The sequence below is a fragment of the Agromyces aureus genome (genome assembly GCF_001660485.1).
Classification (GTDB): domain Bacteria; phylum Actinomycetota; class Actinomycetes; order Actinomycetales; family Microbacteriaceae; genus Agromyces; species Agromyces aureus.
Genome location: NZ_CP013979.1, coordinates 1,427,501 through 1,454,033 on the forward strand (window position 1 = coordinate 1,427,501; position 26,533 = coordinate 1,454,033).

General features: G+C 72.2%; 21 protein-coding genes and 1 tRNA gene. 16 read left to right on the forward strand and 6 right to left on the reverse strand.

What is annotated here, in order from left to right; translation table 11 throughout:
* The first annotated feature begins 56 nt into the window (after positions 1-56).
* The 5 genes from glyA to ATC03_RS06060 all read left to right on the forward strand — a co-directional run bounded on the left by glyA (position 57) and on the right by ATC03_RS06060 (position 6,131).
* Positions 57-1,331 (forward strand): serine hydroxymethyltransferase, encoded by a 1,275-nt coding sequence (gene glyA, locus ATC03_RS06040; protein WP_055856135.1) that lies wholly within the window; start codon positions 57-59, stop codon positions 1,329-1,331.
* 7 nt (positions 1,332-1,338) lie between these two features.
* On the forward strand, positions 1,339-2,214 hold the full coding sequence (locus ATC03_RS06045) for a bifunctional methylenetetrahydrofolate dehydrogenase/methenyltetrahydrofolate cyclohydrolase (RefSeq protein ID WP_067874363.1): 876 nt from the start codon (positions 1,339-1,341) through the stop codon (positions 2,212-2,214).
* A gap of 233 nt (positions 2,215-2,447) precedes the next feature.
* Entirely contained in the window at positions 2,448-3,746 is a 1,299-nt protein-coding gene (locus ATC03_RS06050; RefSeq protein ID WP_084003335.1) for an acylneuraminate cytidylyltransferase, read from the forward strand.
* 16 nt (positions 3,747-3,762) lie between these two features.
* Complete coding sequence (locus tag ATC03_RS06055) at positions 3,763-4,635, forward strand: N-acetylneuraminate synthase family protein (RefSeq protein ID WP_067874367.1); 873 nt, start codon at positions 3,763-3,765, stop codon at positions 4,633-4,635.
* Entirely contained in the window at positions 4,635-6,131 is a 1,497-nt protein-coding gene (locus ATC03_RS06060) for a DUF6716 putative glycosyltransferase (protein ID WP_335622276.1), read from the forward strand. Before ATC03_RS06055 ends, ATC03_RS06060 begins: the two co-directional genes overlap by 1 nt.
* On the opposite strand, the gene ATC03_RS06065 is transcribed toward ATC03_RS06060, so the two are convergent.
* Entirely contained in the window at positions 6,087-6,623 is a 537-nt protein-coding gene (locus tag ATC03_RS06065; RefSeq protein WP_067874385.1) for a gamma carbonic anhydrase family protein, read from the reverse strand. The genes ATC03_RS06060 and ATC03_RS06065 overlap by 45 nt on opposite strands.
* A 31-nt stretch (positions 6,624-6,654) precedes the next feature.
* On the reverse strand, positions 6,655-7,995 hold the full coding sequence (locus ATC03_RS06070) for an APC family permease (RefSeq protein WP_198168733.1): 1,341 nt from the start codon (positions 7,993-7,995) through the stop codon (positions 6,655-6,657).
* A gap of 25 nt (positions 7,996-8,020) precedes the next feature.
* Between ATC03_RS06070 and ATC03_RS06075 the strand changes: the two genes are divergently transcribed.
* Both ATC03_RS06075 and ATC03_RS06080 read left to right on the forward strand, forming a co-directional pair.
* On the forward strand, positions 8,021-8,515 hold the full coding sequence (locus ATC03_RS06075; RefSeq protein ID WP_067874387.1) for a YbaK/EbsC family protein: 495 nt from the start codon (positions 8,021-8,023) through the stop codon (positions 8,513-8,515).
* On the forward strand, positions 8,512-9,087 hold the full coding sequence (locus tag ATC03_RS06080; protein WP_067874389.1) for a GNAT family N-acetyltransferase: 576 nt from the start codon (positions 8,512-8,514) through the stop codon (positions 9,085-9,087). Before ATC03_RS06075 ends, ATC03_RS06080 begins: the two co-directional genes overlap by 4 nt.
* 39 nt (positions 9,088-9,126) lie before the next feature.
* On the opposite strand, the gene galK is transcribed toward ATC03_RS06080, so the two are convergent.
* Positions 9,127-10,290 carry a galactokinase gene (gene galK, locus ATC03_RS06085; RefSeq protein ID WP_067874391.1) on the reverse strand — a complete coding sequence of 388 codons (1,164 nt, stop codon included), beginning with the start codon at positions 10,288-10,290 and terminating at the stop codon, positions 9,127-9,129.
* Entirely contained in the window at positions 10,287-11,531 is a 1,245-nt protein-coding gene (galT, locus tag ATC03_RS06090; RefSeq protein ID WP_227820245.1) for a galactose-1-phosphate uridylyltransferase, read from the reverse strand. The genes galK and galT overlap by 4 nt, the downstream gene beginning before the upstream one ends.
* Positions 11,532-11,613: 82 nt before the next feature.
* Here galT and ATC03_RS06095 point away from each other — a divergent pair, with 82 nt between their 5' ends.
* Together ATC03_RS06095 and ATC03_RS06100 are read left to right on the forward strand one after the other, a co-directional pair.
* On the forward strand, positions 11,614-12,447 hold the full coding sequence (locus ATC03_RS06095) for a DeoR/GlpR family DNA-binding transcription regulator (protein WP_067874394.1): 834 nt from the start codon (positions 11,614-11,616) through the stop codon (positions 12,445-12,447).
* Positions 12,448-12,456: 9 nt separating this feature from the next.
* Entirely contained in the window at positions 12,457-13,392 is a 936-nt protein-coding gene (locus tag ATC03_RS06100) for an aldose 1-epimerase family protein (protein WP_067874396.1), read from the forward strand.
* Positions 13,393-13,401: 9 nt separating this feature from the next.
* Here the strand turns inward: ATC03_RS06100 and ATC03_RS06105 are convergent, their stop codons facing one another.
* Positions 13,402-14,742 (reverse strand): MarP family serine protease, encoded by a 1,341-nt coding sequence (locus ATC03_RS06105; RefSeq protein WP_152030884.1) that lies wholly within the window; start codon positions 14,740-14,742, stop codon positions 13,402-13,404.
* A gap of 121 nt (positions 14,743-14,863) precedes the next feature.
* Between ATC03_RS06105 and ATC03_RS06110 the strand changes: the two genes are divergently transcribed.
* Positions 14,864-15,913: an LLM class F420-dependent oxidoreductase gene (locus ATC03_RS06110; RefSeq protein ID WP_067874399.1), complete on the forward strand. Its 1,050-nt coding sequence runs from the start codon at positions 14,864-14,866 to the stop codon at positions 15,911-15,913.
* Between the two features lie 326 nt (positions 15,914-16,239).
* On the opposite strand, the gene ATC03_RS06115 is transcribed toward ATC03_RS06110, so the two are convergent.
* Positions 16,240-16,312 (reverse strand) — tRNA-Lys (locus tag ATC03_RS06115).
* Positions 16,313-16,459: 147 nt separating this feature from the next.
* Here ATC03_RS06115 and ATC03_RS06120 point away from each other — a divergent pair.
* The 6 genes from ATC03_RS06120 (at position 16,460) to ATC03_RS06145 (ending at position 26,475) form a co-directional block, all read left to right on the forward strand.
* Entirely contained in the window at positions 16,460-16,924 is a 465-nt protein-coding gene (locus ATC03_RS06120) for a hypothetical protein (RefSeq protein WP_067874402.1), read from the forward strand.
* 45 nt (positions 16,925-16,969) lie between these two features.
* A complete protein-coding gene (locus ATC03_RS06125; protein ID WP_067874405.1) occupies positions 16,970-17,614 on the forward strand; it encodes a DNA-directed RNA polymerase subunit beta in 645 nt (214 codons plus the stop codon).
* Between the two features lie 351 nt (positions 17,615-17,965).
* Complete coding sequence (locus ATC03_RS06130; RefSeq protein WP_067874408.1) at positions 17,966-18,847, forward strand: aminodeoxychorismate lyase; 882 nt, start codon at positions 17,966-17,968, stop codon at positions 18,845-18,847.
* Positions 18,848-19,064: 217 nt separating this feature from the next.
* Positions 19,065-21,614, forward strand: a complete 2,550-nt coding sequence (locus ATC03_RS06135; RefSeq protein ID WP_067874410.1) for a helix-turn-helix domain-containing protein — start codon at positions 19,065-19,067, stop codon at positions 21,612-21,614.
* Positions 21,615-21,717: 103 nt separating this feature from the next.
* A complete protein-coding gene (locus ATC03_RS06140; protein ID WP_067874412.1) occupies positions 21,718-24,324 on the forward strand; it encodes a glycosyl hydrolase family 18 protein in 2,607 nt (868 codons plus the stop codon).
* A 273-nt stretch (positions 24,325-24,597) separates the two neighbouring features.
* Positions 24,598-26,475, forward strand: a complete 1,878-nt coding sequence (locus tag ATC03_RS06145; RefSeq protein WP_067874416.1) for a glycosyl hydrolase family 18 protein — start codon at positions 24,598-24,600, stop codon at positions 26,473-26,475.
* Positions 26,476-26,533: the final 58 nt, after the last annotated feature.

Here is a 26,533-nt window from a genome sequence, read left to right on the forward strand (position 1 = left end):
GCGAGTCGCACGAGGTCGAACCCTCGTTCAATCCGTACCGTAAGAAGGAGCCAGTCTTGGCCGAGTCCGTTTTCAACGCCCCCCTCTCCGAGGTCGATCCCGAGATCGCCGAGGTGCTCGAACTCGAGCTCGGTCGCCAGCGCGACTACCTCGAGATGATCGCGAGCGAGAACTTCGTTCCCGTCTCGGTGCTGCAGTCGCAGGGGTCGGTGCTCACCAACAAGTACGCCGAGGGCTACCCCGGTCGCCGTTACTACGGCGGCTGCGAGTACGTCGACATCGCGGAGTCGCTCGCGATCGAGCGCGCGAAGAGCCTGTTCGGCGCCGAGTACGCCAACGTGCAGCCCCATTCCGGCGCGACCGCGAACGCGGCCGTGCTCTCGGCGATCGCGACGCCCGGCGACACGATCCTCGGCCTCGAGCTCGCGCACGGCGGCCACCTCACGCACGGCATGAAGCTCAACTTCTCGGGCAAGCTCTACAACGCCGTGTCGTACGGCGTCGACCCCGAGACCTTCCTCGTCGACATGAACGTCGTGCGCGACAAGGCCCTCGAGCACAAGCCGCAGGTCATCATCGCCGGCTGGTCGGCGTACCCCCGTCACCTCGACTTCGCCGCGTTCCGCGCGATCGCCGACGAGGTGGGCGCGAAGCTCTGGGTCGACATGGCGCACTTCGCGGGCCTCGTGGCCGCGGGCCTGCACCCGTCGCCCGTGCCCTACGCCGACGTCGTGTCGAGCACGGTGCACAAGACCATCGGCGGCCCCCGCTCGGGCTTCATCGTCTCGCGCGACACCGAGCTCGCGAAGAAGCTGAACTCCAACGTGTTCCCTGGCCAGCAGGGCGGCCCGCTCATGCACGTCATCGCGGCCAAGGCCACGGCGTTCAAGATCGCGGCCTCCGAGGAGTTCAAGGACCGCCAGGCGCGCACCATCCGCGGCGCGCAGATCCTCGCCGACCGCCTCACGGCCGACGACTCGCGTGCGGCCGGCGTCGACGTGCTCACGGGCGGCACCGATGTGCACCTCGTGCTCGCCGACCTCCGCAACTCGAAGATCGACGGCCAGCAGGCCGAAGACCTCCTGCACGAGGCGCTCATCACCGTGAACCGCAACTCGGTGCCGTTCGACCCGCGCCCGCCGATGGTCACCTCCGGCCTGCGCATCGGCACCCCGGCGCTCGCGACCCGCGGCTTCGGCGACGTCGAGTTCACCGAGGTCGCCGACATCATCGCGCTCGCGCTCCAGGGCGAGGCGGATGTCGCGTCCTTGCGTTCGCGCGTCGAGGCCCTCACGGCGGCCTTCCCGCTCTACCCGGGCCTCGCCCAGTAGGCCGCCGATGACCGCCATCACGCTCGACGGCGTGGCCACGGCCACCGCCGTCAAGTCCGAGCTGGCGTCGCGCATCGCGGCGCTCCGCGCGAAGGGCGTCGTGCCCGGCCTCGGCACGCTGCTCGTCGGCGACGACCCGGGTTCGCGCTCGTACGTCGCGGGCAAGCACCGCGACTGCGCCGAGGTCGGCATCGAGTCGATCCGGGTCGACCTGCCGGCCACGGCGACCCCGGCCGACGTGCGCGCCGCGATCGCCGACCTGAACGCGGCATCCGAGGTCACCGGCTACATCGTGCAGCTGCCGCTGCCCGCGGGGCACGACGAGAACGCGATGCTCGAGCTCATCGACCCCGACAAGGACGCCGACGGCCTGCACCCGACCAACCTCGGGCGGCTCGTGCTCGGCGTCGCGGGCGAGCTCGCGTCGCCGCTGCCGTGCACCCCGGCGGGCATCGTCGAGATGCTGCAGCGCTACGACGTGCCGATCTCGGGCCGCCACGTCGCGGTCATCGGCCGCGGCATCACGGTCGGGCGCCCGCTCGGCCTGCTGCTGACCCGCAAGGGGCTCGACGCGACGGTCACGCTCACGCACTCGCGCACGGTCGACCTGGCCGCGGAGGTGCGCCGCGGCGACATCGTCGTGGCCGCCGTGGGCGTGCCGAACCTGATCAGGCCCGACTGGGTCAAGCCGGGTGCCGCGGTTCTCGACGTGGGCATCACGCGCGTCGAGGACCCGGCGACGGGCAAGGGCCGGCTCACGGGCGACGTCGACCCGGCGGTCGCCGCGGTCGCCGGCCACCTCTCGCCGAACCCCGGCGGCGTCGGGCCGATGACCCGCGCCATGCTGCTCGCGAACGTCGTCAAGGCGGCCGAGCTCCGGTAGGTCGAACCACCAGCACGAACGGATGCCGCGGGCCGACGCCCGCGGCATCCGTCGTCCTCTGCGCGGTCTGCGGCGGCGAGGGCCGGGCGCGCGCCGGCGCGGCACGACCTGAGGGTCGGCTGCGGCTCGGCTGCGGCTCGGCTGCACCCGGGTCGCCTGTCGGTCGCTCGTCGTTCACCGGCCGATCACCGGACGGCAAGGGCGCGGCAAGCGGCCGACCGTAGCGTCGCAGCATGCTCGAAGACGGGCGGCCGTCGGGTCGCGCCATGCACCCCGACCCGCGGGTGATCGCCGTGATCCCGGCGCGGGGCGGCTCGAAGGGCCTGCCCGGCAAGAACCTCGCCGAGGTCGGGGGAGTGCCCCTCGTCACGAGGGCGGTGCGCTCCGCCCTCGCGGCCCGCCGCATCGACGCCGTGCTCGTCTCGACCGACGACGACCGCATCGCCGAGGTCGCGCAGGCGGCCGGAGCGGGCGTGGTCCGCAGGCCGGCCGACCTCGCCGGCGACACCGCCAGCTCGGAGTCCGCACTGCTGCACGCGCTGCACAGCGTGGCCGCGCACACGGGCGCCCGCCCCGAGGTGCTCGTGTTCGTGCAGGCGACGTCGCCGTTCCTCGATCCCGCCGCGCTCGACCTCGCCGTCGAGCGCGTGCAGCGCGGCGACGAGGACGTCGTCTTCTCGGCCGTGGCGAGCCACGTGTTCCTCTGGCGCGAGACGGCCGACGGCGCCGTCGGCGTCAACCACGAGGCATCCGCCCGCCCTCGCCGCCAGGACCGCGAGCCCGAGTACGCCGAGACCGGCGCCTTCTACGTCATGCGCGCCGACGGCTTCGTGCAGTCCGGCCACCGATTCTTCGGCCGGGTCGGCATCGCCCCCGTCGATCCGGCGCACGCGATCGAGATCGACGACGCCGGCGACCTCGGGCGCGCACGCCTGCTCGCCCCGGCCGTCGACGCGCTCGCCGCGAACGGCGACCCCCGGCATCCGATCGTCGACGTCGACGCGGTCGTCACCGACTTCGACGGCGTGCACACCGACGACACCGCGTGGGTCGACACCCTCGGCCGGGAGTCGGTGCGCGTGAGCCGCAGCGACGGCGCCGGCGTCGCCCGGCTGCGGGCGGCGGGCGTGCCCGTGTTGATCCTCAGCGCCGAGGCGAACCCCGTCGTCGCCCGCCGGGCCGAGAAGCTCGGCGTCGAGTGCCTGCACGGCGTCGACGCGAAGGGCGAGGCGCTCGCCGAGTGGGCCGAGACCCGCGGCATCAGCCTCGATCGCATCGCCTACGTCGGCAACGACCGCAACGACCTGCCCGCGCTCGACCTCGTCGGCTGGCCCGTCGCCGTGCGCGACGCCGTGCCCGACGTGCTCGCCGCGGCGAGGCACGTGCTCGACCGCACGGGCGGCCACGGCGCCGTGCGGGAGCTCGCCGATCTCGTCATCGCCTCGCGCGACCACGCGGCGAGACACCTCGCCGCGCTCGAGCCGGACACCACCAACCACCACCACCACCACGCGCGCGCTTCGGCGCGCTGACCGCGAGGAGCAGCACATGTCGGTGCGCATCGGAAGATCCCTGATCGGCCCCGGAAACCCCGTCTACGTCATCGGCGAGATCGGGCTCAACCACAACGGCGACGTCGAGATCGCGAAGCGACTCATCGACGTGGCCGTCGAGGCCGGAGCGCAGGCGGTGAAGTTCCAGAAGCGCACGCCCGAGATCGCGACGCCCGAGCACATGCGCGATGTGCTCCGCGAGACGCCGTGGGGCACCATGACCTACCTCGAGTACCGCCACCGCGTCGAGTTCGGCGAGGCCGAGTACCTCGAGATCGCCTCGTACGCGATGCGCGCGGGCGTCGACTGGTTCGCCTCCCCGTGGGACGTGCCCTCGGTCGCGTTCCTCGAGGGGCTCGACGTCGTCGCGCACAAGGTCGCGTCGGCGTCGATCACCGACCTCGACCTGCTCGACGCGCTCGCGGCCACGGGCAAGCCGATCATCCTCTCGACGGGCATGTCGACCATCGACGAGATCGACCGCGCCGTCGACCGCCTCGACCGCGACCGTCTCGTCGTGATGCACGCCACGTCGAGCTACCCGATGCCAGAGCACGAGGCGAACCTGCGCATGATCCAGACCCTGGGATCGCGCTACCCCGGCGTTCCGATCGGGTACTCGGGCCACGAGCGCGGCCTGCAGATCTCGCTCGCCGCGGTCGCCCTCGGCGCCGTCGCCGTCGAACGCCACATCACGCTCGACCGGGCCATGTGGGGTTCCGACCAGGCCGCGTCGCTCGAGCCGCAGGGCTTCGAGCACCTCGTGCGCGACATCCGCATCATCGGCGACGCCATGGGCGACGGGGTGAAGCGGGTGTTCCCCGGCGAGGAGGCGCCGCGCGCGAAGCTCCGCCGCGTGCCCGCGTGATGTTCGACCGCTCGGTTCCCGGGCACGGCACGGGCACGGCATCGGGGGCGACGGATGCCGCGGGGCGGCGTCTGCTCGTCGTCGCCGACTCCGACTCGTACGTGAAGTGGGGTGCGGCGCTCGCGTCGACGCTTCCGCCGACGTGGCGGGTGCAGCTCGTGGTGCTCGCCTCGCCCGTGCAGCCGAGCCCGGCGCAGCTGCGGCACGCGCTCGCGGGCACGAGGTTCTCTCCGTCGCAGGCGGAGGTCGTGCACCTCGACGACCTCGACGGTCTGCTCGACGTGTTCGATCCGCACGCGGTGCTGCTGTCGCTGCGCGGACCGTTCGTGCGGGTCGTCGCGCCGTTGCTCGAAGGGCGGGCGAACCGTCCGGTGCTCGTGAGCGGGTTCCCTGGCCTCACGATCCCGGCCGTGCCGAAGGCCGTGATCTACCGCGAGCAGACCGACCTCGTGGTGCTGCACAGCCGCCGCGAGGTGCGCGAGTTCCGTGCGAACGCGGCCGAGCTGGGTCTCGGCACGACGTTCGCGCTCGCGACCCTGCCGTTCCTCGCGGGTGCTCCGGCCGACCCGGCGACGGACGCCGCGAAGGCCGGGGGCGAGGCGACTCCCACACTCGACGGGGGGCGGACCGCCGAGGCGGCGCACGCGACATCCGCCCCCCGTGTCGACGGGCCTGCACGGACCGACATCGTCTTCGCGACGCAGGCCAAGGTGCCCGCCTCGCGCGAGGACCGTGTGCACCTGCTCGGCGGCCTGGCCGAGCTTGCGCGGCGCCGACCCGGGCAGCGCGTCGTCGTGAAGGTGCGCGCCCGCCGCGGCGAGGCGCAGACCCACGACGAGAACTTCGACTACGCCGACCTCCTGCCCGAGGTCGACCCGCCGGCGAACCTCGTCGTCGAGGACGGCCCGATGGCGGAGAAGCTCGCCACCGCCGCCGCGCTCGTCACGGTGAGCTCGACGGCCGTGCTCGAGGCGGTCGCGCTCGACCTGCCGGCGCTCGTGATCGACGATTACGGGGTCACGCCCGCGATGATCAACGTCGTCTTCGAGGGGTCGGGGCTGATCGGGTCGACGGTCGACCTCGTCGAGGGCCGGTTCAAGGCAGCGGATGCCGCGTGGCTGGCCGACAACTACTTCCACGCCGAGGCGGCGGCCGACTGGGTTCGCCGGCTCGAGTCGTTCGTCGAGGCGCGCGAGCTCGTGCCGCTTCGGCCGTTGCCGCGGCGCCGGGATCTCTCGGGCGGCCTGCTGCGTTCGGCGTTCGAGCGGCGCCGCATGCTCGGCGACCATGATCGCAGCCTGCTCGGTTCGGTGGCGTGGGGGGTCGGCGTTCCAGTGCGAGGAGCGGTGCGCCGGGTGCGACGCCTGCGATCGCGCCGCGCGCGCGGCGGCGCACCGGTCGCGGCCGTGCAGCGCACGCCGGGGTGGACGGCCGTGGCCGCTGCCGGGACCTCAGCCGACGGAGGCCGCGTGCCGCTCGACATGGCCGAGGTATGACTCGGCATTGCGTCGGATTCCGGCCCGCTCGTCGTCGGTGAGCCCCCGACGCACCTTGGCCGGCACCCCCGCGACGAGTGAGCCGGGCGGCACGACGGTGCCCTCGAGCACCACGGCGCCGGCCGCGACGAGCGACCCGGCGCCGATCACGGCGCCGTTCAGCACGGTCGCGTTCATGCCGATGAGGCAGTCGTCCTCGACGGTGCAGCCGTGCAGCACCGCGCCGTGACCGACCGAGACGCCCGAGCCCAGCACGAGCGGGAAGCCCCGGTCGACGTGGCACGCCACCGTGTCCTGCAGGTTCGAGCGCTCGCCGACGGTGATCGGCTCGGCCTCGGCGCGGAGCACCGCGTTGTACCAGACGCTCGCGTTCGCGGCGAGGCGCACATCGCCGACGAGCACGGCGCCCGCGGCGACGAACGCCGTCGCGTCGAGGGTCGGCGCCGGGACTCCGGCGATGGCGAGGATGCGGGCGGAGGGGTCGGCGCTCATGGCGTCAGCCTAGCCGCGGCCCGCCTTCGGGTCACGGCCGCCCGTCGGCGCCCTGCGGCCCTCGCCGCTTCGCCGCGCGCGTGCGCACGAGCCGATTCGCGGCGCCGACGGCGAACACCGCGAGCCCGCCCAGCACGGCCGGGACCGGAAGGGTGACGACGAGCACGACGCATCCGAACGCCCCGGCGGCGCTCAGCCAGCGCGGAGCCCGATGCCCCTCCTTCGGCAAGGTCAGAGCCGCGATGTTGGCGACGAGGTAGTAGGCGAGCACGCCGAAGGAGCTGAAGCCGATCGCGCCCCGGAGATCGACGACGAGCACGAGCACGACGATCGCCGCGGCGACGACGAGCTCGGCGACCCACGGCACGTGCGTGCGGGGATGCACCGACGCGAGTCGTCCCGGAAGCTCGTGGTCGCGCGCCATCGCGAGCGACGTGCGCCCGATGCCCGCGAGGAGCGCGAGCAGTGCGCCGAGCGCGGCGACGGCCGCGGCGACCGCCACGACGGGCGCGAGCCACGCCCACCCGCTCGCGGCCGCGAGGTCGGCCAACGGCGCGTCATCGGATGCGGCCAGGGCGGCGGGGCCGAGCACGAGGAGCAGCAGCGCGGCGAGCACCGCATACAGCGCGACCACGATGCCGAGCGCCGTCGCGATCGCTCGCGGGATCGTGCGTGCGGGGTCGCGCACCTCCTCGCCGAGCGTCGCGATGCGCGCGTAGCCCGCGAACGCGAAGAAGAGCAGCCCGGCCGACTGCAGCACGCCGTACCAGCCGAGGTCGGGCGCGGAAGGTGCCCCGTGATCGGGCAGGCCCGCCCGTGCGAGTCCGACGGTCGAGCCGACGATGACGAGCCCGAGCACGAGCAGCACGACCGCCACGATGATCGCGGCCGTGCGAGCCGTGCGCGTGACCCCGAGCAGGTTGACGCCCGCGAGCACGAGCACGGCGAGCACGGCGACCGGCTTCTCCCACGCGGCGGGCACGAGGTAGGCGGCCGCGGTCAGTGCCATCGCGGCGCAGCTCGCCGTCTTGCCGACCACGAAGCCCCACCCGGCGAGAAATCCGGGCCACTCGCCGAGTCGTTCGCGTCCGTAGCGGTAGGCGCCGCCCGATTCCGGATACCGCGCGGCCAACCGGCCCGTCGAGCTCGCGTTCGCGAAGGCCACGAATGCCGCGGCGACGAGTCCGACGACGAGCCAGGCCCCGGCGGCGCGTGCGGCCGGCACCCACACCGCGAACACGCCGGCGCCGATCATCGACGCGAGGCCGATGGCGACCGCGTCGCGGAGTCCGAGGCGTCGGGCGAGAGCGGGGCGGTCGGTCACGGTCGGCACCCTACGGCATGCGGATGTCGCGGCGGTGGCGCGCGGCATCCGCTCGCGTTCGTAGGATCGACCCATGACCACCCCTTCGCACCCCGCCGTCGACCGCGTCGCCGAGACCCTCGCGGGCCACGGACTCTCACCCGAGATCGTCTGGTTCGACGACGCCGTCACGACGGCCCCGCTCGCCGCGGCGGCGCTCGGTGTCGAGGTCGGGCAGATCGCGAACTCGCTCGTGTTCACGCTCGACGGCGCACCGATCCTCGTGCTCACCTCCGGCGCGCACCGGGTCGACACCGAGTGGCTCGGCACGCAGCTCGGCGGCGTCATCGGGCGCGCGTCGAAGGAGGCGGTGAAGGAGGCCACGGGGCAGGTCATCGGCGGCGTCGCCCCGGTCGGGCACCCGGCGCCCGTGCGCACGCTCGTCGACGTCGACCTCGCCGGCTACGACGACGTCTGGGCGGCCGCCGGGCATGCCAAGACGGTGTTCCCGACCACGTTCGACGAGCTCGTGCGCATCACGGGCGGCACGCCCCACGCGGTCGTGCCTGCTGCCGGGGCGAACGCGTGACGGCGCCGTCCGCGACCTGGCCGCGACGGGTCGGCGGGCTCGAGCTCCGGCCGCCGACGCGCGACGACCTCGAGCAGGTGCTCGTCTGGCGCAACCGACCAGAGGTGACGCGCTGGCTGCTGCGCACCACGGTGGAGCCCGAGGCGTTCGTGAAGGCGTGGCTCGACGCCGTCGAGGATCCCGACCAGCACGCCGTCGTCGCCGTGCTCGACGGTCGCGTGGTCGCCACCGGATCGCTCGACGTGCACGACGGCATGGGGCAGTTCGACGGCGACGAGTGGCGTGGATCCGAGGGCCTGCTCGGGTATCTCGTGGACCCCGCCTGCGCCGGGCGGGGATTCGCGACGGACATCGCCCGCGCGCTGCTCGACCTCGCGTTCACCGAGCTGGAGCTGCATCGGGTGACCGCCGGCTGCTTCGCCGACAACCATGCCTCCTGGCGGGTCATGGAGAAGCTCGGCATGCGTCGCGAGCAGCACGGGGTGCGCGACTCGTGGCACGCCGAGCTCGGCTGGATCGACGGGTACACGTATGCGATCCTCGCCGAGGAGTGGGCGTCGTCCGTGGCGTGAGCGCCGCACCGAACCCGCGCGACCTCGCCGGCGCCGGGCTCAGGCGTCGCGGCGCGCGCCCTCGCTCGGGGTGACCACGAACGTCGTGGGCTCCCGATAGCCCTGTGCGGCGAACGCGGCCTTCGCCTCGCGCTCGATCACGGGCACGAGCGCGTCGATCACGAGCGCGATCGCCGAGCCGCCGAAGCCGCCGCCCGTCATGCGGGCGCCGATCGCGCCGTGGGCCTGCGCGGTCTCGACGGCGAGGTCGACCTCGGGCACGGTGATCTCGAAGTCGTCGCGCATCGAGACGTGCGAGGCGTCGAGCAGCGGGCCGATCGCGCCGGCGCCGTGCTCGCGGAGCGTGCGCACGGTGTCGAGCACGCGCTGGTTCTCGGTGACGATGTGCCGCACGCGGCGGAACGTCTCGTCGTCGAGCACGCTCGCGGCGCGGTCGAGGTCGTCGAGGCGAACGTCGCGCAGCGAGTCGACGCCGAGTGTTCGTGCGCCGGCCTCGCACGAGGCGCGTCGTGCGGCGTATCCGCCGGTGGCGTGCGCGTGCGACACGTTCGTGTCGATCACGAGGATCGAGAGGCCGTCGCCGACGAGCCCGAGCGGGATCACCTCGGCGTCGAGGCTGCGGCAGTCGAGGAACACGGCCGCGTCGGCGTGCGACAGCAGCGACGCCGACTGGTCGAGGATGCCCGTCGGGGCGCCGACCACGCGGTTCTCGGCGAGCTGGCCGACCTTCGCGAGCGTCGGACGGTCGAGGCCGAGGCCCCAGTGCTCGTCGAGGGCGAGGGCGACGGAGCTCTCGATCGCGGCCGACGACGAGAGGCCGGCACCGACGGGCACGGTGCTCGAGATGTGCAGGTCGACGCCGCCGACGTGCGCCAGGTCGGCCCCGAACTCGCCGAGCGCCCAGGCGACGCCCAGCGCGTAGGCCGCCCAGCCCTCGACGGCGTCGGGGGCGAGGTCGTCGAGGTGCAGTTCGACGACCTCGTCGGCGAACGTCGACGACACCCTGATGAGCCGGTCGGCGCGGATGCCGAGCGCGACGCTCGCGCGCTGGTCGATCGCGAACGGGAACACGAAGCCGTCGTTGTAGTCGGTGTGCTCGCCGATGAGGTTCACGCGTCCGGGGGCCGACCACACGCCGACGGGCTCGTGCCCGTAGCGTTCGATGAATCCGCGCGTCACGGTCTCGACGGGGGTCTCGGTCATGCGCGGGTTCCTTCGGTGTCTGATGCGGTCCCGGATGCCGCGGCATCCGTCGTCGTGGTGTGCGCGTTCGCCGTGGTCGGAGTCGCCCTGGTCGCCGTCTCGTCGCTCGCGGCGGCCGCGATCGCGGTTCGGAGCGCTTCGGCCGCGGTCTCGGGGGCGACGTCGCCGATCCAGGCGCCCTTGGCCGCCTCGGACCCGGCGAGGAACTTGAGCTTGTCGGCCGCACGGCGCGGGCTCGTGATCTGGAGCATGAGCCGCACGTCGTCGCGGTGCTCGTGCACGGGGGCCTGGTGCCAGGCCGCGATGTAGGGCGTGGGGGAGTCGTAGATCCGGTCGATGCCGCGCAGCAGCTGCAGGTAGAGGCCCGCCAGCTCATCGCGCTCGTCGAGGGTCGTCGCGGCGAAGTCGGGAACGTGGCGGTGGGGCAGCAGGTGCACCTCGATGGGCCAGCGCGCGGCGAACGGCACGAACGCGGTCCAGTGCTCGCCCGAGAGCAGCACGCGCGGGCCGTTGCGCTCGCGCTCGAGGACGTCGGCCATGAGCGTGGGGCCGTAGTCGTCGATCGCCGCGAGCAGGCGCTCGGTGCGCGGCGTGATGTAGGGGTAGGAGTAGATCTGGCCGTGCGGGTGCGGCAGCGTGACGCCGATCTCGCGGCCGCGGTTCTCGAACGGGAACACCTCCTGCACGCCGGGCAGCGCGGAGAGCGCTGCGGTGCGGTGCGCCCACGCCTCGATCACGGTGCGCGCCCGCGAACGCGAGAGGGAGCCGAACGAGCCCTCGTGCGCCGGGCTGAAGCACACGACCTCGCAGCGGCCGATCGAGGTCTTCGTACGCTCGAGGCCGACCCGGCGCAGGTCTGCGAGCGCTTCGGCGTCGGAGGTGCCGGGCTCGGCGAGGGCGGGCCCGAACGAGGGGGAGCGGTTCTCGAACACGGCGACGTCGTAGACGCTCGGGATCTCGGAGGGGTTGTCGGGCGTCTGCGGGGCGAGCGGGTCGAGGTGGGCCGGCGGCAGCATGACGCGGTTCTGGCGGGCCGCCGCGATCGAGACCCACTCGCCGGTGAGGGGATCTTGACGCATGTGCGCGTTCGCGGGGCGCGCGTCGAGCGTGCGCGCGTCGACCGACCGCTCGGCGTCGAGCGTCGTGTCGGCGTCGTCGAAGTAGATGAGGTCGCGGCCGTCGGCGAGCTTCGCGGGGCGCACGGCGATGGCGGGGTCGAAGACCGGTTCGGTGTCAAGCACGCGGCCACTGTACGCGATTTTCGTTTTGCAAACAACCAAGTTTCGTATTGCAAAACTCGCGGCGGTCGCCGAAGATACGAGCATGACGGATGCCCCACTCACCGCCCTCGAGCGCCGCGAGCGCGCCCTCGGGCTCGTTGCCGAACGCGGCTTCGTGCGCGTCGCCGAACTGAGCGACGTCTTCGGCGTCACCACGGTCACCGCCCGCGCCGACCTCGACGCGCTCGAGCGCGCGGGCTCCATCCGGCGCGTGCATGGGGGAGCCGTGCCCACGTCGTCGCTCATCGCGGTCGAGCGGCCCGATCGCGAGCCGAGCTTCGAAGAGGCGCTCGCGGCATCCGTCGAACCGAAGCGCCGCATCGGCGTGCATGCGGCCTCGCTCGTGCGCAACGGGCAGAGCATCATCCTCGACGTCGGCACGACCACGCTGCAGATCGCTCGGGCACTCCGCGCTCGCCACGACCTCGACGACCTCACCGTCTTCACCAACGGGCTGTCGATCGCGCTCGAACTCGAGGCGGAGATCCCGCGGTTCACCGTCATCGTCACGGGTGGCAGCCTGCGACCGAAGCAGCACTCCCTCGTGCATCCGCTCGCGGGAGCGATGCTCGCCGAGGTGCACGTCGACGTCGCGTTCATCGGGTGCAACGGGGTCGACCCCATGCACGGCGTCACGAACTCGAACCTCCCCGAAGCGTCGGTGAAGGCCCTCATGCTCCGGTCCGCCGCGCGGTCGGTCGTCGTCGCCGACGGCTCGAAGCTCGGCGAGGTCCACCTCGGCCGCATCGCCGCCGTCGACGCGTTCGACACCCTCATCACGGATGCCGCGGCACCCGCCCAGCTCATCGCCGAGCTGGGCGAGGCCGGCCTCGCGACGGCGATCGCAGGAGACCCGGAGCCGGGGGATGAACCCTAGAGTTGAGACATGACCCTTCCGACGGGCGAGCAGTTCGTGCTCGAGACCTCGACTGCGAGCGGCGACCTCCGCGCGACGATCACGGCCGTGGCCGCCGGCATCCGCACCCTCAGCATCAACGGCATCGACCTCGTCCCGCCGTACGGCGACGACGAGGTGACGCCCATGGGCGCCGGCATCGTGCTCGTGCCGTGGCCGAACCGCATCCGCGACGGCGTATGGCGCGACGACGACGGCCGTGAGCACCGCCTCGCGATCACCGAGCCCAAGTTCAACAACGCGATCCACGGGCTGCTGCGCTACGCCGAGTACCGCGTGGTCGACCAGCAGCGAGACTCGGTCACCCTCGCCGCGAACATCTACCCGCAGCTCGGCTACCCGTTCCTGCTCGAGACCGCGGTGCACTACGAACTCGTCGCCGACGGGCTGCGCGTGACGCACCACATCGAGAACCTCGGCGGCGAGGCTGCGCCGGTCGCGATCGGCACGCACCCCTACCTCAAGATCGGCGGCGTGCCCACGGGCGACCTCGTGCTGAAGCTCGACGCCGCGAGCCACATCGAGGTCGACGACCGCATGCTGCCCACGGGCGAGGTGCCCGTGGACGGCACCGAGTGGGACCTCCGCGAGGGGCGCCGCGTGGCAGATCTCTCGCTCGACGACGCCTTCGGCGAGGTCGTCGATCGCGACGGCGAGGTGGTGCACTCGCTCACTGCGCCCGACGGTCGCACCGTGTCGATCAGGGCCGACGACGAGTTCGCCTACGTGCAGGTCTACACGACCCACCGGTTCCCAGGCGAAGGCGGCCAGGTCGCCATCGCGATCGAGCCCATGACCGCGCCGGCCGAGGCGTTCAACTCGGGTCGCGGGCTCCGCCTGCTCGACCCGGGCGAGGCGTGGGAGCTCTCGTGGGGCATCCACTTCGAGGGGTTCACGGCCGAGTAGGGCGTCGGCTCAGCCGGTCGTGCAACTGCCGGAGTCGACCGCCCGGTCGAGCGACGAAGCGCTGCCCGCGAAGGCGTTCAGCGTCGACACCGGAATGGCAAACCCCACGTTCTCGACGGCTTCCGACTTGGCGAACACCACCCCCGCGACGGTGCCGTCGCCCGTGAGCACCGGGCCGCCCGAGTTGCCGTGGTCGACGTCGGCCGCGAGCGTCATGACATCGCGCGTGGAGGTGCCGTCGGCCTCGCGGAACGTCACCGGTCCGACCGACATGACCCGCCCCGGCCGCAGTTCGAGCGGACCGCCGAACGGGTAACCCGCCACCGCGACGTCCGTGCCGGCTGCGGCATCCGTCACCGGCAGTGCGGCCGCGTCGAGTCCGTCGACGGCGATGACCGCGAGGTCGAGGTCGGCGTCGAATGCGACGATCCGGCCAGATCGGGCGGTGAGCCCCGGCGTCTCGACGACGGGCTCGTCGACCCCCGCGACGACGTGCGCGTTCGTCACGATGCGGTCGGGGGCGATCACGAACCCGCTGCCCGACATCGACACGCCGCACTCGAAGGCCGTTCCGGTGACCCTGACGACGGATGCCGCGGCCTGCGCGATCTCGGGATCGTCGACGCCGCCCGACGGGAGGGTCGGCGGCACCGCCGGCACCTCGAGCACGTCGACGAGCCAGGGGAGCGCCTCGCCGACGGCCGCGGACCGCACCTCGGCGAGGAACCGCTGCGCCGGCGTCGGCGTCAGCGCCTCGATCGTGCCGAGCACGCGGGAACCGGCGATCGCGGGCGAGACGACCGGCACGCCCATCGCGGAGACGCCGGAGGCGACGAGCATCACGACGAACACCGTCACGAGCAGGTTGCCGACCGCGCCGAGCACGCGGTCGACGACGCCGAGCTTCACGGCCTCCGCGCCGCGGCCGAGGACCGCACCCAGAGCGCCGCCCGCGGTGCCGCCGATCGAGATCAGCACGAGCGCCGCACCGATGGCCGCCGGCGCTCGCCACTCGGGAGCCGAGACCAGGCCCATGACCCATGGCATCACGAAGGCCGCCGCGACCGCGCCGAGCAGCACGCCGATCAGGCCGGCGGCCGTGCGCAGCAGGCCCGTGCGGTAGCCGTTCGCGACGGCGCCGATGAACACGAGCACCAGCAGCACGTCGAGCAGCAGGCTCCAGCCCATGGTCCTCCGTTCGTCGAGCGCGTCGGATGCCGCAGGCAGGCCGTTCGCGTCGGCAGCGCCGTCGGTCGGCGCGAACCCAAGCCTGCGGCATCCGCCTTCGAGCATGCTGCGAGCCGCACTGCGAGCCGGGTTTCCGCGCCCGACGTTCACGGATTCCACCACGGATCGCGCCACCGTCGCCGCGGGCTCGTCGCCCGTGCACAATCGGCCGTCGCTCGTGCGGACCCGTCGGTTAGCCTCGGAAGGGCCGCGATCGTCGGCCGATCACACGATGAGGAGTGACATGCGCGTCGGGATGTTCCTGAACTATGCGGGCGGGTTCCGCGAGGCGGCCGACGAGGTCGCCGAACTCGAGCAGGCGGGCGTCGACCTCATCGCCGTGCCGGAGGCGTACTCGTTCGACGCCGTCAGCCAACTCGGATTCCTCGCGGCGCGCACGTCGAAGATCACGCTGGCCTCCGGCATCCTGCAGCTGTACACGCGCACCCCCACGCTCACGGCGATGACCGCCGCCGGACTCGACTACGTCTCCGGTGGCCGATTCGAGCTCGGCATCGGCGCCTCCGGGCCGCAGGTCATCGAGGGGTTCCACGGCGTGCGCTACGACGCCCCGCTCGGCCGTACGCGCGAGATCATCGAGATCTGCCGCATGACCTGGCGGCGCGAGCTGGTCGTGCACGCCGGGCGCAACTACGCGATCCCGCTGCCCGCCGGCGAGGGCACCGGGCTCGGCAAGCCGCTGAAGCTCATCAACCACCCCGTGCGCGAGCGCATCCCGATCACGGTCGCCTCGCTCGGCCAGAAGTCCGTCGAGCAGACCGCCGAGATCGCCGACGGATGGCTGCCGATGTTCTTCCACCCCGAGAAGGCGACGGGGGTCTGGGGCGACGCGCTGGCGGCCGGTACGGCGAAGCGATCGGGCGACCTCGCCCCGCTCGACGTGTTCGCCAGCCCCGCGCTCGCGATCACCGAGGATCCCGCGCTCACCGCACTCGCGCTCGCGGCCGCGAAACCGCAGCTCGCGCTCTACGTCGGCGGCATGGGCGCGCGCGGCAAGAACTTCTACAATCACCTCGTCGCGAGCTACGGCTTCGAAGCGGATGCCGCGCGCATCCAGGACCTCTACCTCGAGGGTCGCCGCGAGGAGGCCGTGGCGGCCGTGCCCGACGAGCTCGTGCGCGCGATCTCGCTCATCGGCTCGCCTTCGGAGGTGGCTGAGCGTGTCGCGGCGTTCCGGCAGGCGGGCGTCACCACGCTCGCGGTCACGCCGCTCGCTCGCAACTCCGCCGAGCGCATCGCGCTCATGTCGGGCTTCCGCTCGATCGTCGGCTGAATCCTGCGTGGATCGGCGTCGTTTCGGCGCCGATCCGGCGCGGTGTTCTGCATTCGCAGGCGTTCTTGGTCGTGGTCGCGCTCTCACGTGAACCGTTTCACGATGTGCGTCGGGACTTCTGTCGAACCGGCTCGAGAAGCCCCGGGAAAACACTGGTATTCGCGCGCGCAGGAGCGTACGGTGAGTCCCAATTCGCACGGAGTCGTGCGGACCAAGGGGACACTTGGGGAGGGGCCGTCGGGGCGGGAGTGCTACCTCCAACGAGGGCGAACTCCCGCCAGACGGTGTCCCGGGTCGCCAGTTCGAATCAGGTCGCGGATTCGCAGTGGGCCCCGTGGGGCTCGAACCCACGACCCGCGGATTAAAAGTCCGCTGCTCTGCCAACTGAGCTAGAGGCCCGCGTCACCACATTACCCGGTGCGCGCCCCCGGCTCGCGCTCGATCGCTTCCGCGGGAGGCCGCGACCCTCCCGACGTTTTCAGCTCGCGGGACTGCTCGATGCGCGAGCATGCCGCGTGTGTCGGCGGTGCTCGTTACGTTGCGAAGATGAAGACCTGCCCGGCATGTCGTCAGGGGCTCGCTCCGACGGAGTTCAACCGGCGATCGGCCTCGCCCGACGGTCTCCAGGCGCTGTGCCGTGCCTGCAACGCGGCGCGGGCCCGACGCTATTACGCCGAGAACCTCGACAAGCACCGCGCCGCGGTCGCCGCGCAGGTCGCGAGAGCACGGGCGGCCAACATCGAGCGCATCGGCGAGTACCTGTTGTCGAATCCGTGCGTCGATTGCGGTGAGCGGGATCTCCGAGTCCTGGACTTCGATCATCGTGAGGGCTGCGACAAGACGGCCGAGGTGATGAAGTTGGCGAAGGCGGGCTACTCGGCGGCGCGTGTCCTGGCCGAGATCGCGAAGTGCGACGTGCGGTGCCGCAATTGCCATGCCAAGGTCACGTATGAGCGAATGGGCGCGAACTGGCGCACCGCACTCATGCAGCGGGTTGCGGGCGATCGCTGAGGCTCGAGGGCGGGCGGCTGGGCCGAGCGGGTACCCTTGACGGCAATGGCTTCCGACGATTCCTTCCACCGTCCGACCAAGTTCCCGCCGCACGTGTTCGACTCGTACCTGGGCGGCGAAGATCCCGCTCGGCTCAGCCGCATGGCCCACGACACGGCCGCGGCCCTCCTTGCGCGCGTGCGCGAAGACCCAGACCCGCAGGTCGTCGAGCGCCTCATCTCGTACACCGACGAGCACGGCATCGACGCGATCGCCGAGCTGTGGTCGCAGGCGTCGGCGAAGAGCCTCCCCGGTGCGCTCTGGCGCGTCTACCTGCTCCGCACGCTCATCCGCCAGGACCCCCAGGGCGTCAGCCTCGGCTACCAGCGCGGCGCCGAGGTGTCGCACACGATCGACCAGGTCGTCGCGGGTGCGCCGGTTCCTGCCGGCCCCGACGAGGTGCGCGAGCTCGCCGACCGGATCCTGCACGGGCTCTTCGTCGGCGATTTCGCCGTCGCGCTCGACCGGGCGGCCGCGTTCTGCCGTCTGGTCGGGGTCGGATACACGAGCCTCGCCGACGACGCGGACGCTGCCGACCATGTGCACCCCGACCGCCCGCGCGAGCTCACGCAGCGGGCCCTCCGGCTCACCCAGCTCGCCGACGAGTTCGCGGCCTGCGCCCGCCTGTGGCGGCGCGACGCGCTCGACTGAACGGACTCGACCCGGCGTGCGCCCTGACGTCGACCCGATCCCGCTCGGGTTCGTCCGAACAGCGGATGCCGCGGCATCCGCCCCCATCGTCGAGGCATGCGTTCGGCGTGCACGGAATACCGCACCCTCTCGCCTCGTTTACACTTGACGTGGCCGGCCGCAGTAACCCCGGGCTCCAATATTCGCCGCTCCGAGCGGCCTCGCGCCGAGAGGCGTTCCTGCGGCCGGCCTCTTCATGCCTTCGGGCGCGTTCTGGCGCGGCCCGCATGCCGTCCGGTGGCTGACGGCGAGCGTGCATGGGCGTGCGACGGGTGTGCGGGGCCGTCCGCGGCATCCGCGTAGCATCGTGGCATGACCGTGACCCTGCTGCTCGAGCCGCTGCCCGCCGATGCCCGTCTCGTCGACCTCGCGTCGACGTTCCGCGAGGTACCGGCGGATGCCCCCGCGCTCCGCGTCGGCGAGCTCTCCACGCAGCGCGGCGACGGCGTGTTCGAGACCATCTCGGTCACGAACGGGCACGCGCAGGAGTCGGGGCCGCATCTCGAGCGGCTTCGGAACTCCGCGGTGATCTGCGAACTGCCGGAGCCGAACCTCGCGCAGTGGCGCGCGGCGATCGACCGCGCGGTCGAACTCCTGCCCGAGACGGGGGAGTTCGCCCTGAAGCTCGTGCTGAGCCGAGGCGTCGAGCACGGCCCGGCGCCGACCGCGTGGCTGCACGCCGCGCCCGCCGCGGACTTCAGCCGTCCGCGCGAGCAGGGCGTCAGCGTCGTGACCCTCGACCGCGGCTACGCGCACGACGCGGCGGCGAAGGCGCCGTGGCTGCTGCTCGGGGCGAAGACGCTGAGCTACGCCACGAACATGGCGGCGCTGCGCGAGGCGCACCGCCGGGGCGCCGACGACACGATCTTCATCTCGTCCGACGGGTTCGTCATGGAGGGGCCGACCTCGAGCGTGATCCTCCGGCACGGCGACGTCTACTCGACGCCGGCACCGTCGGGCGCCATCCTGCACGGCACGACCCAGATGAGCCTGTTCGAGCATCTCGCCGAGACCGGGCGGTTGACCTCCTACCGCGACATTCGTGCAGCGGAGCTCGGCACGGCCGACGCCATCTGGCTGGTGTCGAGCGTGCGACTCGCGGTAGGGGTGACCGAGCTCGACGGCGCGGCGTTCCCGTACGACGCCGAGACGACGCGCGGGTTCAACGCCTACCTGCTCGAGCCGCGCGACTGATCTCGGAACGACGGAGCGGTCCCGCTCCGGCGCGATGGAGTCGACGGTCGAGCCTCGACCCGCGGAACGGCGCCGAGAGAGCGTTCTCACGCGTCCGACGCGTCTCGACGTCCCCTGAACGGGGAATTGCGAACGCGTGAATTCCCCCTCGACTCCCGTTTGTAAACGTTGCTAACATAACCCCACGCGATCAGTGAAGTGAGCGAGCGGAGGGCCGATGCAACCCAGAGACGACGACCCGCGCACGACGCCACGGCATCGCTCGAACGTCGAGGCGTTCGAGAGTTCCAACGCGATCATCGAACTGCTGGCGCGGCACCGCCTGGTCGTCGCACCGCACGTCGCCTCACGCCTCGGGCTCGGTCTCGGGGGCGACGCCGACGCGATCATCGAGGTCACCACGCTGCTCCGGGCGTCGCAGCGCCTGGGGCTCGCGGCGCTGCCCGACCCGTTCCCGCTCGTGCCGGCGATCTCCGCGGCGATCGAGCCGCAGGCCGCGAACCTCGCCGACTGGGAGCGCCAGGCGCTCGTCGTCGCTGCGGTCTGCACCGATGACCGCATCGATGTGCTGCTCGCCGCGAGCGGCCGCTCGATGGCGGAGTTCGTCGACGGGCAGGTCAGCCGGCACCTGCTGCTCGTCGCCGGCCACTTCGCGTTCGCCGATCCTCGCATGCGCGTGTGGGTGCACGCCGAGGCGTCGCTCGCCGAGCGCACCGCGGCGCACGGTTCCCTCGCCGACGCCTGCGTCGCACTCGGCGTCGACGACCAGGCGATCTGGCACCGTTCGCTCGCGACGCTCGAAGGGTCGCCCGACCTCGTCGCACCGCTGCTCGAGATCGCGAGGCGAGCGGATGCCGCGGGCGAGGCCGAGCGTGCGCACGCGGTCGCACGCGAGGCCGAGAGCCACGCCGCAGGCGAGCAGGCCGTGCTCGCACGTCGGGTCGCGGGCGTCGCCGCGCTGCACGGCGGATTCGTCGAGGACGCGGAGCGCTGGCTGGGCGCGGTGCTGGCCGACGGCGATGACTGCGCGCGCGCGAGCGTGCTCGGGGAGTACCTGCTCGCCACGGCGCTGCTCCGCGGTGACGTGGTCGAGCCCGAGCTCGATGCGCAGCTCGAGCGGGCGGCGCAGTCAGAGGGACTCGACACCGCGACGAAGTGCCGACTGGCGGCCCTGGTGCGCGCGACCACGATCGCCGCCGGGCTGCTCGCCGAGCGCGGCGCCGCTCAGCGCGCCGGCCGCCGACTCGAACAGGCGCGGCAGCTCATCGAGCGGCACGGGCTCTCCGATGCGGACTGGGTGGTCGGGCATGCCTGGTGCACGCTGTTCGTGGGCGAGGCGTTCGCGGCGCTCGGTCGGATCGGCGACGAGCACCTCGGCGACCATCGGATCGCCGCGGCCCCTGCCCCCGCTTCCGTCCCGGCCAGCGACCGGTCGTCGATGACGTCGGGCCGCGCGGCAGACGGCGGCAGCGTGCTCAACGGACTCCACGCCATCGCCGTCGCGCTGGAGCTCGGACTCGACGGGGACCCGACGGCGGCCGTGCGATGGCTCGGCTCCCGTCGAGAGGTCGCGCCGGACGCGCACTCGGGGGTCATCGGTCTCGAACGATCCGCCCTGCTCCGGGCCGATCGCGCGGTCGCCATCGCCCTGCTCGACCTCTGGGCCGGAGAGGTGCAGCGTGCCGCCGACGGATTGCGGCAGGCAGCCTGCGACCTGCCGATCGCCCTCGCCTTCGGCGGACTCGGGGCCGCATTGGCGCGCCGCCTCGAACTCATCGAGACCGGCGAGATCGGCCCGTGGGCCCGCGCCGTCGAGGCGACGCTGCCGCAGAACGCCTCAGGCGTGCGCCGCGAAGACCTCGTCGACCGTGCGGTCGAGGCGCACCTGCACGGCCGTCGCTCCGAGGCCGAGACGCTCGTGGCGCTCGCCGACGAGCGCGCCCGCGGCGGCTTCGGCTGCGGGTTGCACATCCCCGGACTCGACGCCGCCGCCGAGGGCGCGTCGGCGCCGCGGGAGTCCGCCGAGAATGCCGGCGGGGTCGAGTCGTTCGGCACGGGCATCGCCCGTCGCCCGCCCGACGCCCGACTCGCGAGCGAGCTCCGGCACCGCATGCGCGGCATCGACCGTCGCGGCTTCGACGCCGAGTACGCGGCGATCGCCGATCGTGCGCGCGGCATCCGCTCGCCGTACGAGCGCGCGCGCACCGAGCTCATGCTGGCGCGCACCTGCGCCGCCTTCGGATCGGTGGACCCGGCCGGGCGCCACCTCGTCGCGGCCGAGCACCTCTTCGCGGACTGCGGTGCGATCGGCTGGCTTCGCGCCGTCGCCGCAGAGCGCGTCGCCCAGATCGCGACCCGACGCGGGCTCTCGGCCTCCGGTGTCGCAACGTCCGGTTTCGCGACCGCCGCGTTCGCTACGTTCGACGGCGCCGCGACCGGCATCCCGCCCCGATCCGGTGAGACGGCGAGCGGCGGGCCGACGCACGAGCGCGCGGCCGCGACATCCGACCACCCGGATGACGACGACGTGCTGGGGGAGTGCCGCAACGCCTGGGCCGATGTGCTCACCGAGCGCGAGCTCGAGGTCGCCATGCTCGTCGTGGAGGGCTGCTCGAACCGCGTGGCCGCATCGAGGCTCTACGTCTCGGTACGCACGGTCGAAGTGCACGTGGGGCGGGTCTTCACGAAGCTCGCGGTGCACTCCCGGGTCGAGTTGACGGTGCTCGCGCACCGCATGCAGGGGCGCCTGTCGTCGTCACGTACGTAGTCCTGCGTATGCGTGGATCCGCTGATTCGCTCGGCGGCCGGTCGCCGTAACGTCGGGCTGCCCGCGTTCGTGCGGGACACCTCTCGACTCAGACAGGAACGACATGCGAACTCCCACTCTCACGCGCACGCGGCTCGTCACCGCCGTCGCCGGGGTCGGTCTGCTGCTGGCGGCGCTGATCCCCGCGGCGACCGCGAACGCGGCCGAACCCTGCGCCCCCGCGTGGAACGCGACCACCCAATACGTCGGCGGCGCGAAGGCGTCCTACCAGGGCGCCAACTACACCTCGAAGTGGTGGACCCAGGGCAACACGCCCGGCGCCGAGCAATGGGGCCCGTGGGCGAGCAACGGCGCGTGCGGCACGACGCCGACGCCGACCCCGACGCCGACCCCGACGCCGACCCCAACCCCCACGCCGACCCCGACCCCCACGCCCACGCCGACCCCGACCCCCACGCCCACTCCGACCCCGACGCCGACCCCCGGCACGGGCACGCCGTGGACCACGAACCCCGACGAGAAGTGCCGCCCCGACGGCCTGTACCAGACCCCGGGCGTCGACGTGCCGTACTGCACGATCTACGACGAGCAGGGCCGCGAGAAGCTGCCGAACGGCCTGAAGAACCGCGTCATCGGGTACTTCACGAGCTGGCGCACGGGCGTGAACGGCGCCCCCAAGTACCTCGCGAGCGACATCCCGTGGAAGAAGCTCAGCCACATCAACTACGCCTTCGCCCACATCGACGGGCAGGGCAAGGTCTCGGTCAACCAGACCGTCGCCGGCAACGCCTCGACCGACCTGACCTGGCCCGGTGTCGCCGGAGCCGAGATGGACTCGTCGCTGCCGTACAAGGGGCACTTCAACCTGCTCACGAAGTACAAGAAGGCGAACCCGGGCGTGAAGGCGCTCGTCTCGGTCGGCGGCTGGGCCGAGACCGGCGGCCACTTCGACGCCGCGGGCGCACGGGTGGCCGACGGCGGCTTCTACACGATGACCGAATCGCAGGCCAAGATCGACACGTTCGCCGACTCGGCGGTCGCGTTCATCCGCACCTACGGGTTCGACGGCGTCGACATCGACTACGAGTACGCGAACAGCAACGGCAAGGCGGGCAGCCCCGACGACTTCACGTTCTCGGAGCCCCGGCGCGCGAAGCTCTGGGCCGGGTACGAGTCGCTCATGAAGACGCTCCGCGTGAAGCTCGACCGCGCGGGCGCGGCCGACGGCAAGCACTACCTGCTCACGGTCGCGGCACCGGCATCCGGTTGGCTGCTGCGCGGCGCCGAGGTGTACCAGGTGACCCCGTACCTCGACTACGTCAACATCATGAGCTACGACCTGCACGGCTCGTGGAACGACTACGTCGGCGGCAACGGCCCGCTCTTCGACGACGGCAACGACCCCGAGCTCGCCGCAGGCGGCGTGTACGGCGCGTACAGCAACATCGGCTACCTCAACACCGACTGGGCGTACCACTACTTCCGCGGCGCGATGCCGGCCGGCCGCATCAACGTGGGCCTGCCGTTCTACACGCGCGGTTGGGACGGCGTGCAGGGCGGCACCAACGGCCTCTACGGCAAGGCGCCGCTCGCCGACCAGACGAAGTGCCCGCCGGGCACCGGGCCGACGATCGGCGGCACCTCCAAGTGCGGCAACGGCGCGGTCGGCATCAACAACCTCTGGCACGACCTCGACAAGACCGGCACCGAGGTCGGCGCGGGTGCGAACCCGATCTGGCACGTGCTGAACCTGCAGAAGGGCGTCGTGGGCGACTACACGTCGGCATACGGAGCGCCGTCGTCGATCACCGGCACGTACACGCACCACTTCGATTCGGTCACGAAGACCGAGTGGTGGTGGAACGCGACCACGAAGACCTTCCTCTCGGGTGACTCGAACCAGGCGATCGCGGCGAAGGCCGACTACATCGCCGACAACGGCATCGGCGGCGCGATGATCTGGGAGCTCGCCGGCGACTACGGCTACAACGCGCAGAAGGGGCAGTACGAGATGGGCTCGACGCTCGTGTCGCTGCTGCACGACCGGTTCGCCGCGTCGACGCCGTACGACGCGACGAAGGCGAACGTGCCGATGCCCGCGAAGGCGATCGACCTGCAGGTGAAGTTCGGGGAGTTCGCGCTCGGCGACAGCAACTACCCGATCAACCCCAAGGTGACGTTCACGAACCGGTCGAAGACCGCGATCCCCGCGGGCTCGACGATCACGTTCGACACCGCCACGAGCGACACCGGCGCGATGGGCGAGCAGAACGGCTGGGGCATCACCAAGGTCTCCAGCGACCACACGGGGTCGAACGTGGGCGGTCTGAAGGGCGACTTCCACACGTACTCGATCAAGGTCCCCACGGGCGGCATCCCCGCCGGCGGCAGCGTGTTCACGAAGTTCTCGTGGCGCCTGCCGATGACCGAGATCTCGAATCTGCGGGTGAAGATCGGCACCGAGACGTTCGCCTCGCTCTCAGACCTGCCGCGCGGGGTCACGGTCGTGGAGCCGTCACCCGGCACGGGCGGCGGAACCGGCGGTGGCGGTGGCACGGGCACCTGCGGCGCGACCGCGTGGAGCGCCACGGCGATCTACACGGGCGGCCAGAAGGTGTCGTACAACGGGTCCGAGTACACGGCCAAGTGGTGGACCCAGGGCAACACCCCCGGCACGAACGACGTCTGGGGCACCGCGACCGCCTGCTGACCGCGTCCGGGCGACGAATCCCATCCCCATCGTCGTCCGGATGCCGCGGGCGGGGCCGCATCCATCGTCCCCGCCCGGTTCCACCCACGCCCGACACGGTGCCCCCATGCCGTGTCGGGCGGCTCCCGGAGCCGGGTACGTAGTCCTACGTACCCGGCTCCTCCGCATGCCCGGCGAACATGTGGATCGTGCGGACGCCGCGCTGCGGCATCCGCTCGTACCGTGACCTCGAGGGGCGCGACCGCGCCCGTTCCTCCCTCGACGAAGGACACCATGCAGACACAGAGAAGCACGCGACGGGGCCTGCGCACGGCGCTGGCCGCCGTCGCCACCGGCGCGCTCGTCGCCGGGCTCGCCGCGGTCGGCGCGGCCATGCCCGCAGCCGCCGCCCCCGAACAGGCGCCCAGCGCCGTGAACGGGTACCGCAACGTCGGCTACTTCGCCCAGTGGGGCGTCTACGGCCGCGCGTTCCAGGCCAAGCAGCTCGAGACCTCCGGCACCGCAGCCGACCTCACGCACATCAACTACTCGTTCGGCAACATCAACTACCAGTCCCTCGAGTGCTTCATCGCGAACAAGGCGCAGGGCACGGGCCCCAACGGCTCCGACGGTGCGGGCGACGCCTGGGCCGACTTCGGCATGGGCTACACCGCGGCGAACTCGGTCGCGGGCACGGCCGACACCTGGGACCAGCCGCTCGCCGGCTCGTTCAACCAGCTCAAGCAGCTGAAGGCGAAGCATCCGAAGCTCAAGGTCATGATCTCGCTCGGCGGCTGGACCTGGTCGAAGAACTTCTCGAAGGCCGCGGCGACGGATGCCTCGCGCAAGAAGTTCGTGAAGAGCTGCGTCGACCTGTACCTGCGCGGCAACCTGCCCGTGATCGACGGCCGAGGCGGCGCCGGTGCCGCTGCGGGCGTCTTCGACGGCATCGACATCGACTGGGAGTGGCCCGGATCGCCGAACGGCGAGGTCGGCAACTCCGTCGACACCGCCAACGACAAGACGAACTTCACGCTGCTGCTGAAGGAGTTCCGCACCCAGGTCGACGCGCTGACCGCTGAGAACGGGCACCCCTACCAGCTCTCGGCCTTCCTGCCGGCGAACCCCGCCGACATCGCCTCCGGCGGCTGGAACGACCCCGAGAAGTTCAAGTACCTCGACTACGGCAACATCCAGGGCTACGACCTGCATGGCGCGTGGAACCCGACCCTCGTCGGTCACCAGGCCAACCTCTTCGACGACCCGGCCGACACCCGTGCCCCTGCGCAACGGTTCAGCGTCGACAAGGCCGTGAAGGAGTACCTGAAGACGGGCATCGACCCGAAGCAGCTCGGCATCGGCCTCGCGGCCTACGGCCGCGGCTGGCAGGGCGCGAAGTCCTCCAACGCGTGGACGGCTGCGACGGATGCCGCGCCCGGCACGTGGGAGAAGGGCAACGAGGACTACGACAAGCTGAAGACCCTCGGCACGGAGTACTACGACGCCGCCCTCGGCGCGGCCTGGCGCTACGACGGCAACCAGTGGTGGAGCTACGACAGCGTCAAGTCGACGACCCGCAAGTCGCAGTACATCGTCGACCAGGGACTCGGCGGCGGCATGTGGTGGGAGCTCGACGGCGACCGCAACGGCGAACTCGTCGGCACGCTCGCCGACAAGCTCCGCGCGGCCAAGAAGGGCCCCGCGAGCGACCCGGTCGGCACGACGCCGACCACGCCTCCGACGACGCCGCCGACCACCCCGCCCACGACGCCGCCGACGACGCCGCCCACGGGTGGCTGCACCGCGACCGCGTGGAACTCCACGGCGATCTACACGGGCGGCCAGAAGGTGTCGTACAACGGCTCCGAGTACACGGCGAAGTGGTGGACGCAGGGCAACACCCCCGGCACCAACGACGTCTGGGGCCTCGTCGGCTCGTGCTCCACGACGCCGCCGACCACGCCGCCCACCACGCCGCCGACCACCCCGCCCACCACGCCGCCGACGAACCCCGGCACCTGCACTGCCGCGGCGTGGGCCGCGGCGACCGCCTACAGCGGTGGCGCAGTGGTGAGCTACAGCGGCTCGACCTACAAGGCCAAGTGGTGGACGCAGGGCAACACCCCCGGTGCCGAGCAGTGGGGCCCGTGGGAGAAGCAGGGCGCCTGCTGATCCGGCGACCACGGTGAAACGGCGGATGCCCCGGAGCGAACTCGCTCCGGGGCATCCG

Excerpts from the sequence above, each read along its gene's own strand:
- ATC03_RS06045 (WP_067874363.1), top strand. The coding sequence starts at position 1,339 with ATGACCGCCATCACGCTCGACGGCGTGGCCACGGCCACCGCCGTCAAG.
- galK (WP_067874391.1), bottom strand. The coding sequence starts at position 10,290 with ATGACCGAGACCCCCGTCGAGACCGTGACGCGCGGATTCATCGAACGC.
- ATC03_RS06140 (WP_067874412.1), top strand. The coding sequence starts at position 21,718 with ATGCGAACTCCCACTCTCACGCGCACGCGGCTCGTCACCGCCGTCGCC.
- ATC03_RS06060 (WP_335622276.1), top strand. The coding sequence starts at position 4,635 with ATGTTCGACCGCTCGGTTCCCGGGCACGGCACGGGCACGGCATCGGGG.
- ATC03_RS06065 (WP_067874385.1), bottom strand. The coding sequence starts at position 6,623 with ATGAGCGCCGACCCCTCCGCCCGCATCCTCGCCATCGCCGGAGTCCCG.
- ATC03_RS06125 (WP_067874405.1), top strand. The coding sequence starts at position 16,970 with ATGGCTTCCGACGATTCCTTCCACCGTCCGACCAAGTTCCCGCCGCAC.
- ATC03_RS06070 (WP_198168733.1), bottom strand. The coding sequence starts at position 7,995 with ATGCCGCGCGCCACCGCCGCGACATCCGCATGCCGTAGGGTGCCGACC.
- ATC03_RS06095 (WP_067874394.1), top strand. The coding sequence starts at position 11,614 with ATGACGGATGCCCCACTCACCGCCCTCGAGCGCCGCGAGCGCGCCCTC.
- ATC03_RS06120 (WP_067874402.1), top strand. The coding sequence starts at position 16,460 with ATGAAGACCTGCCCGGCATGTCGTCAGGGGCTCGCTCCGACGGAGTTC.
- ATC03_RS06135 (WP_067874410.1), top strand. The coding sequence starts at position 19,065 with ATGCAACCCAGAGACGACGACCCGCGCACGACGCCACGGCATCGCTCG.
- ATC03_RS06145 (WP_067874416.1), top strand. The coding sequence starts at position 24,598 with ATGCAGACACAGAGAAGCACGCGACGGGGCCTGCGCACGGCGCTGGCC.
- ATC03_RS06130 (WP_067874408.1), top strand. The coding sequence starts at position 17,966 with ATGACCGTGACCCTGCTGCTCGAGCCGCTGCCCGCCGATGCCCGTCTC.
- ATC03_RS06075 (WP_067874387.1), top strand. The coding sequence starts at position 8,021 with ATGACCACCCCTTCGCACCCCGCCGTCGACCGCGTCGCCGAGACCCTC.
- ATC03_RS06055 (WP_067874367.1), top strand. The coding sequence starts at position 3,763 with ATGTCGGTGCGCATCGGAAGATCCCTGATCGGCCCCGGAAACCCCGTC.
- ATC03_RS06100 (WP_067874396.1), top strand. The coding sequence starts at position 12,457 with ATGACCCTTCCGACGGGCGAGCAGTTCGTGCTCGAGACCTCGACTGCG.
- ATC03_RS06110 (WP_067874399.1), top strand. The coding sequence starts at position 14,864 with ATGCGCGTCGGGATGTTCCTGAACTATGCGGGCGGGTTCCGCGAGGCG.
- ATC03_RS06050 (WP_084003335.1), top strand. The coding sequence starts at position 2,448 with ATGCTCGAAGACGGGCGGCCGTCGGGTCGCGCCATGCACCCCGACCCG.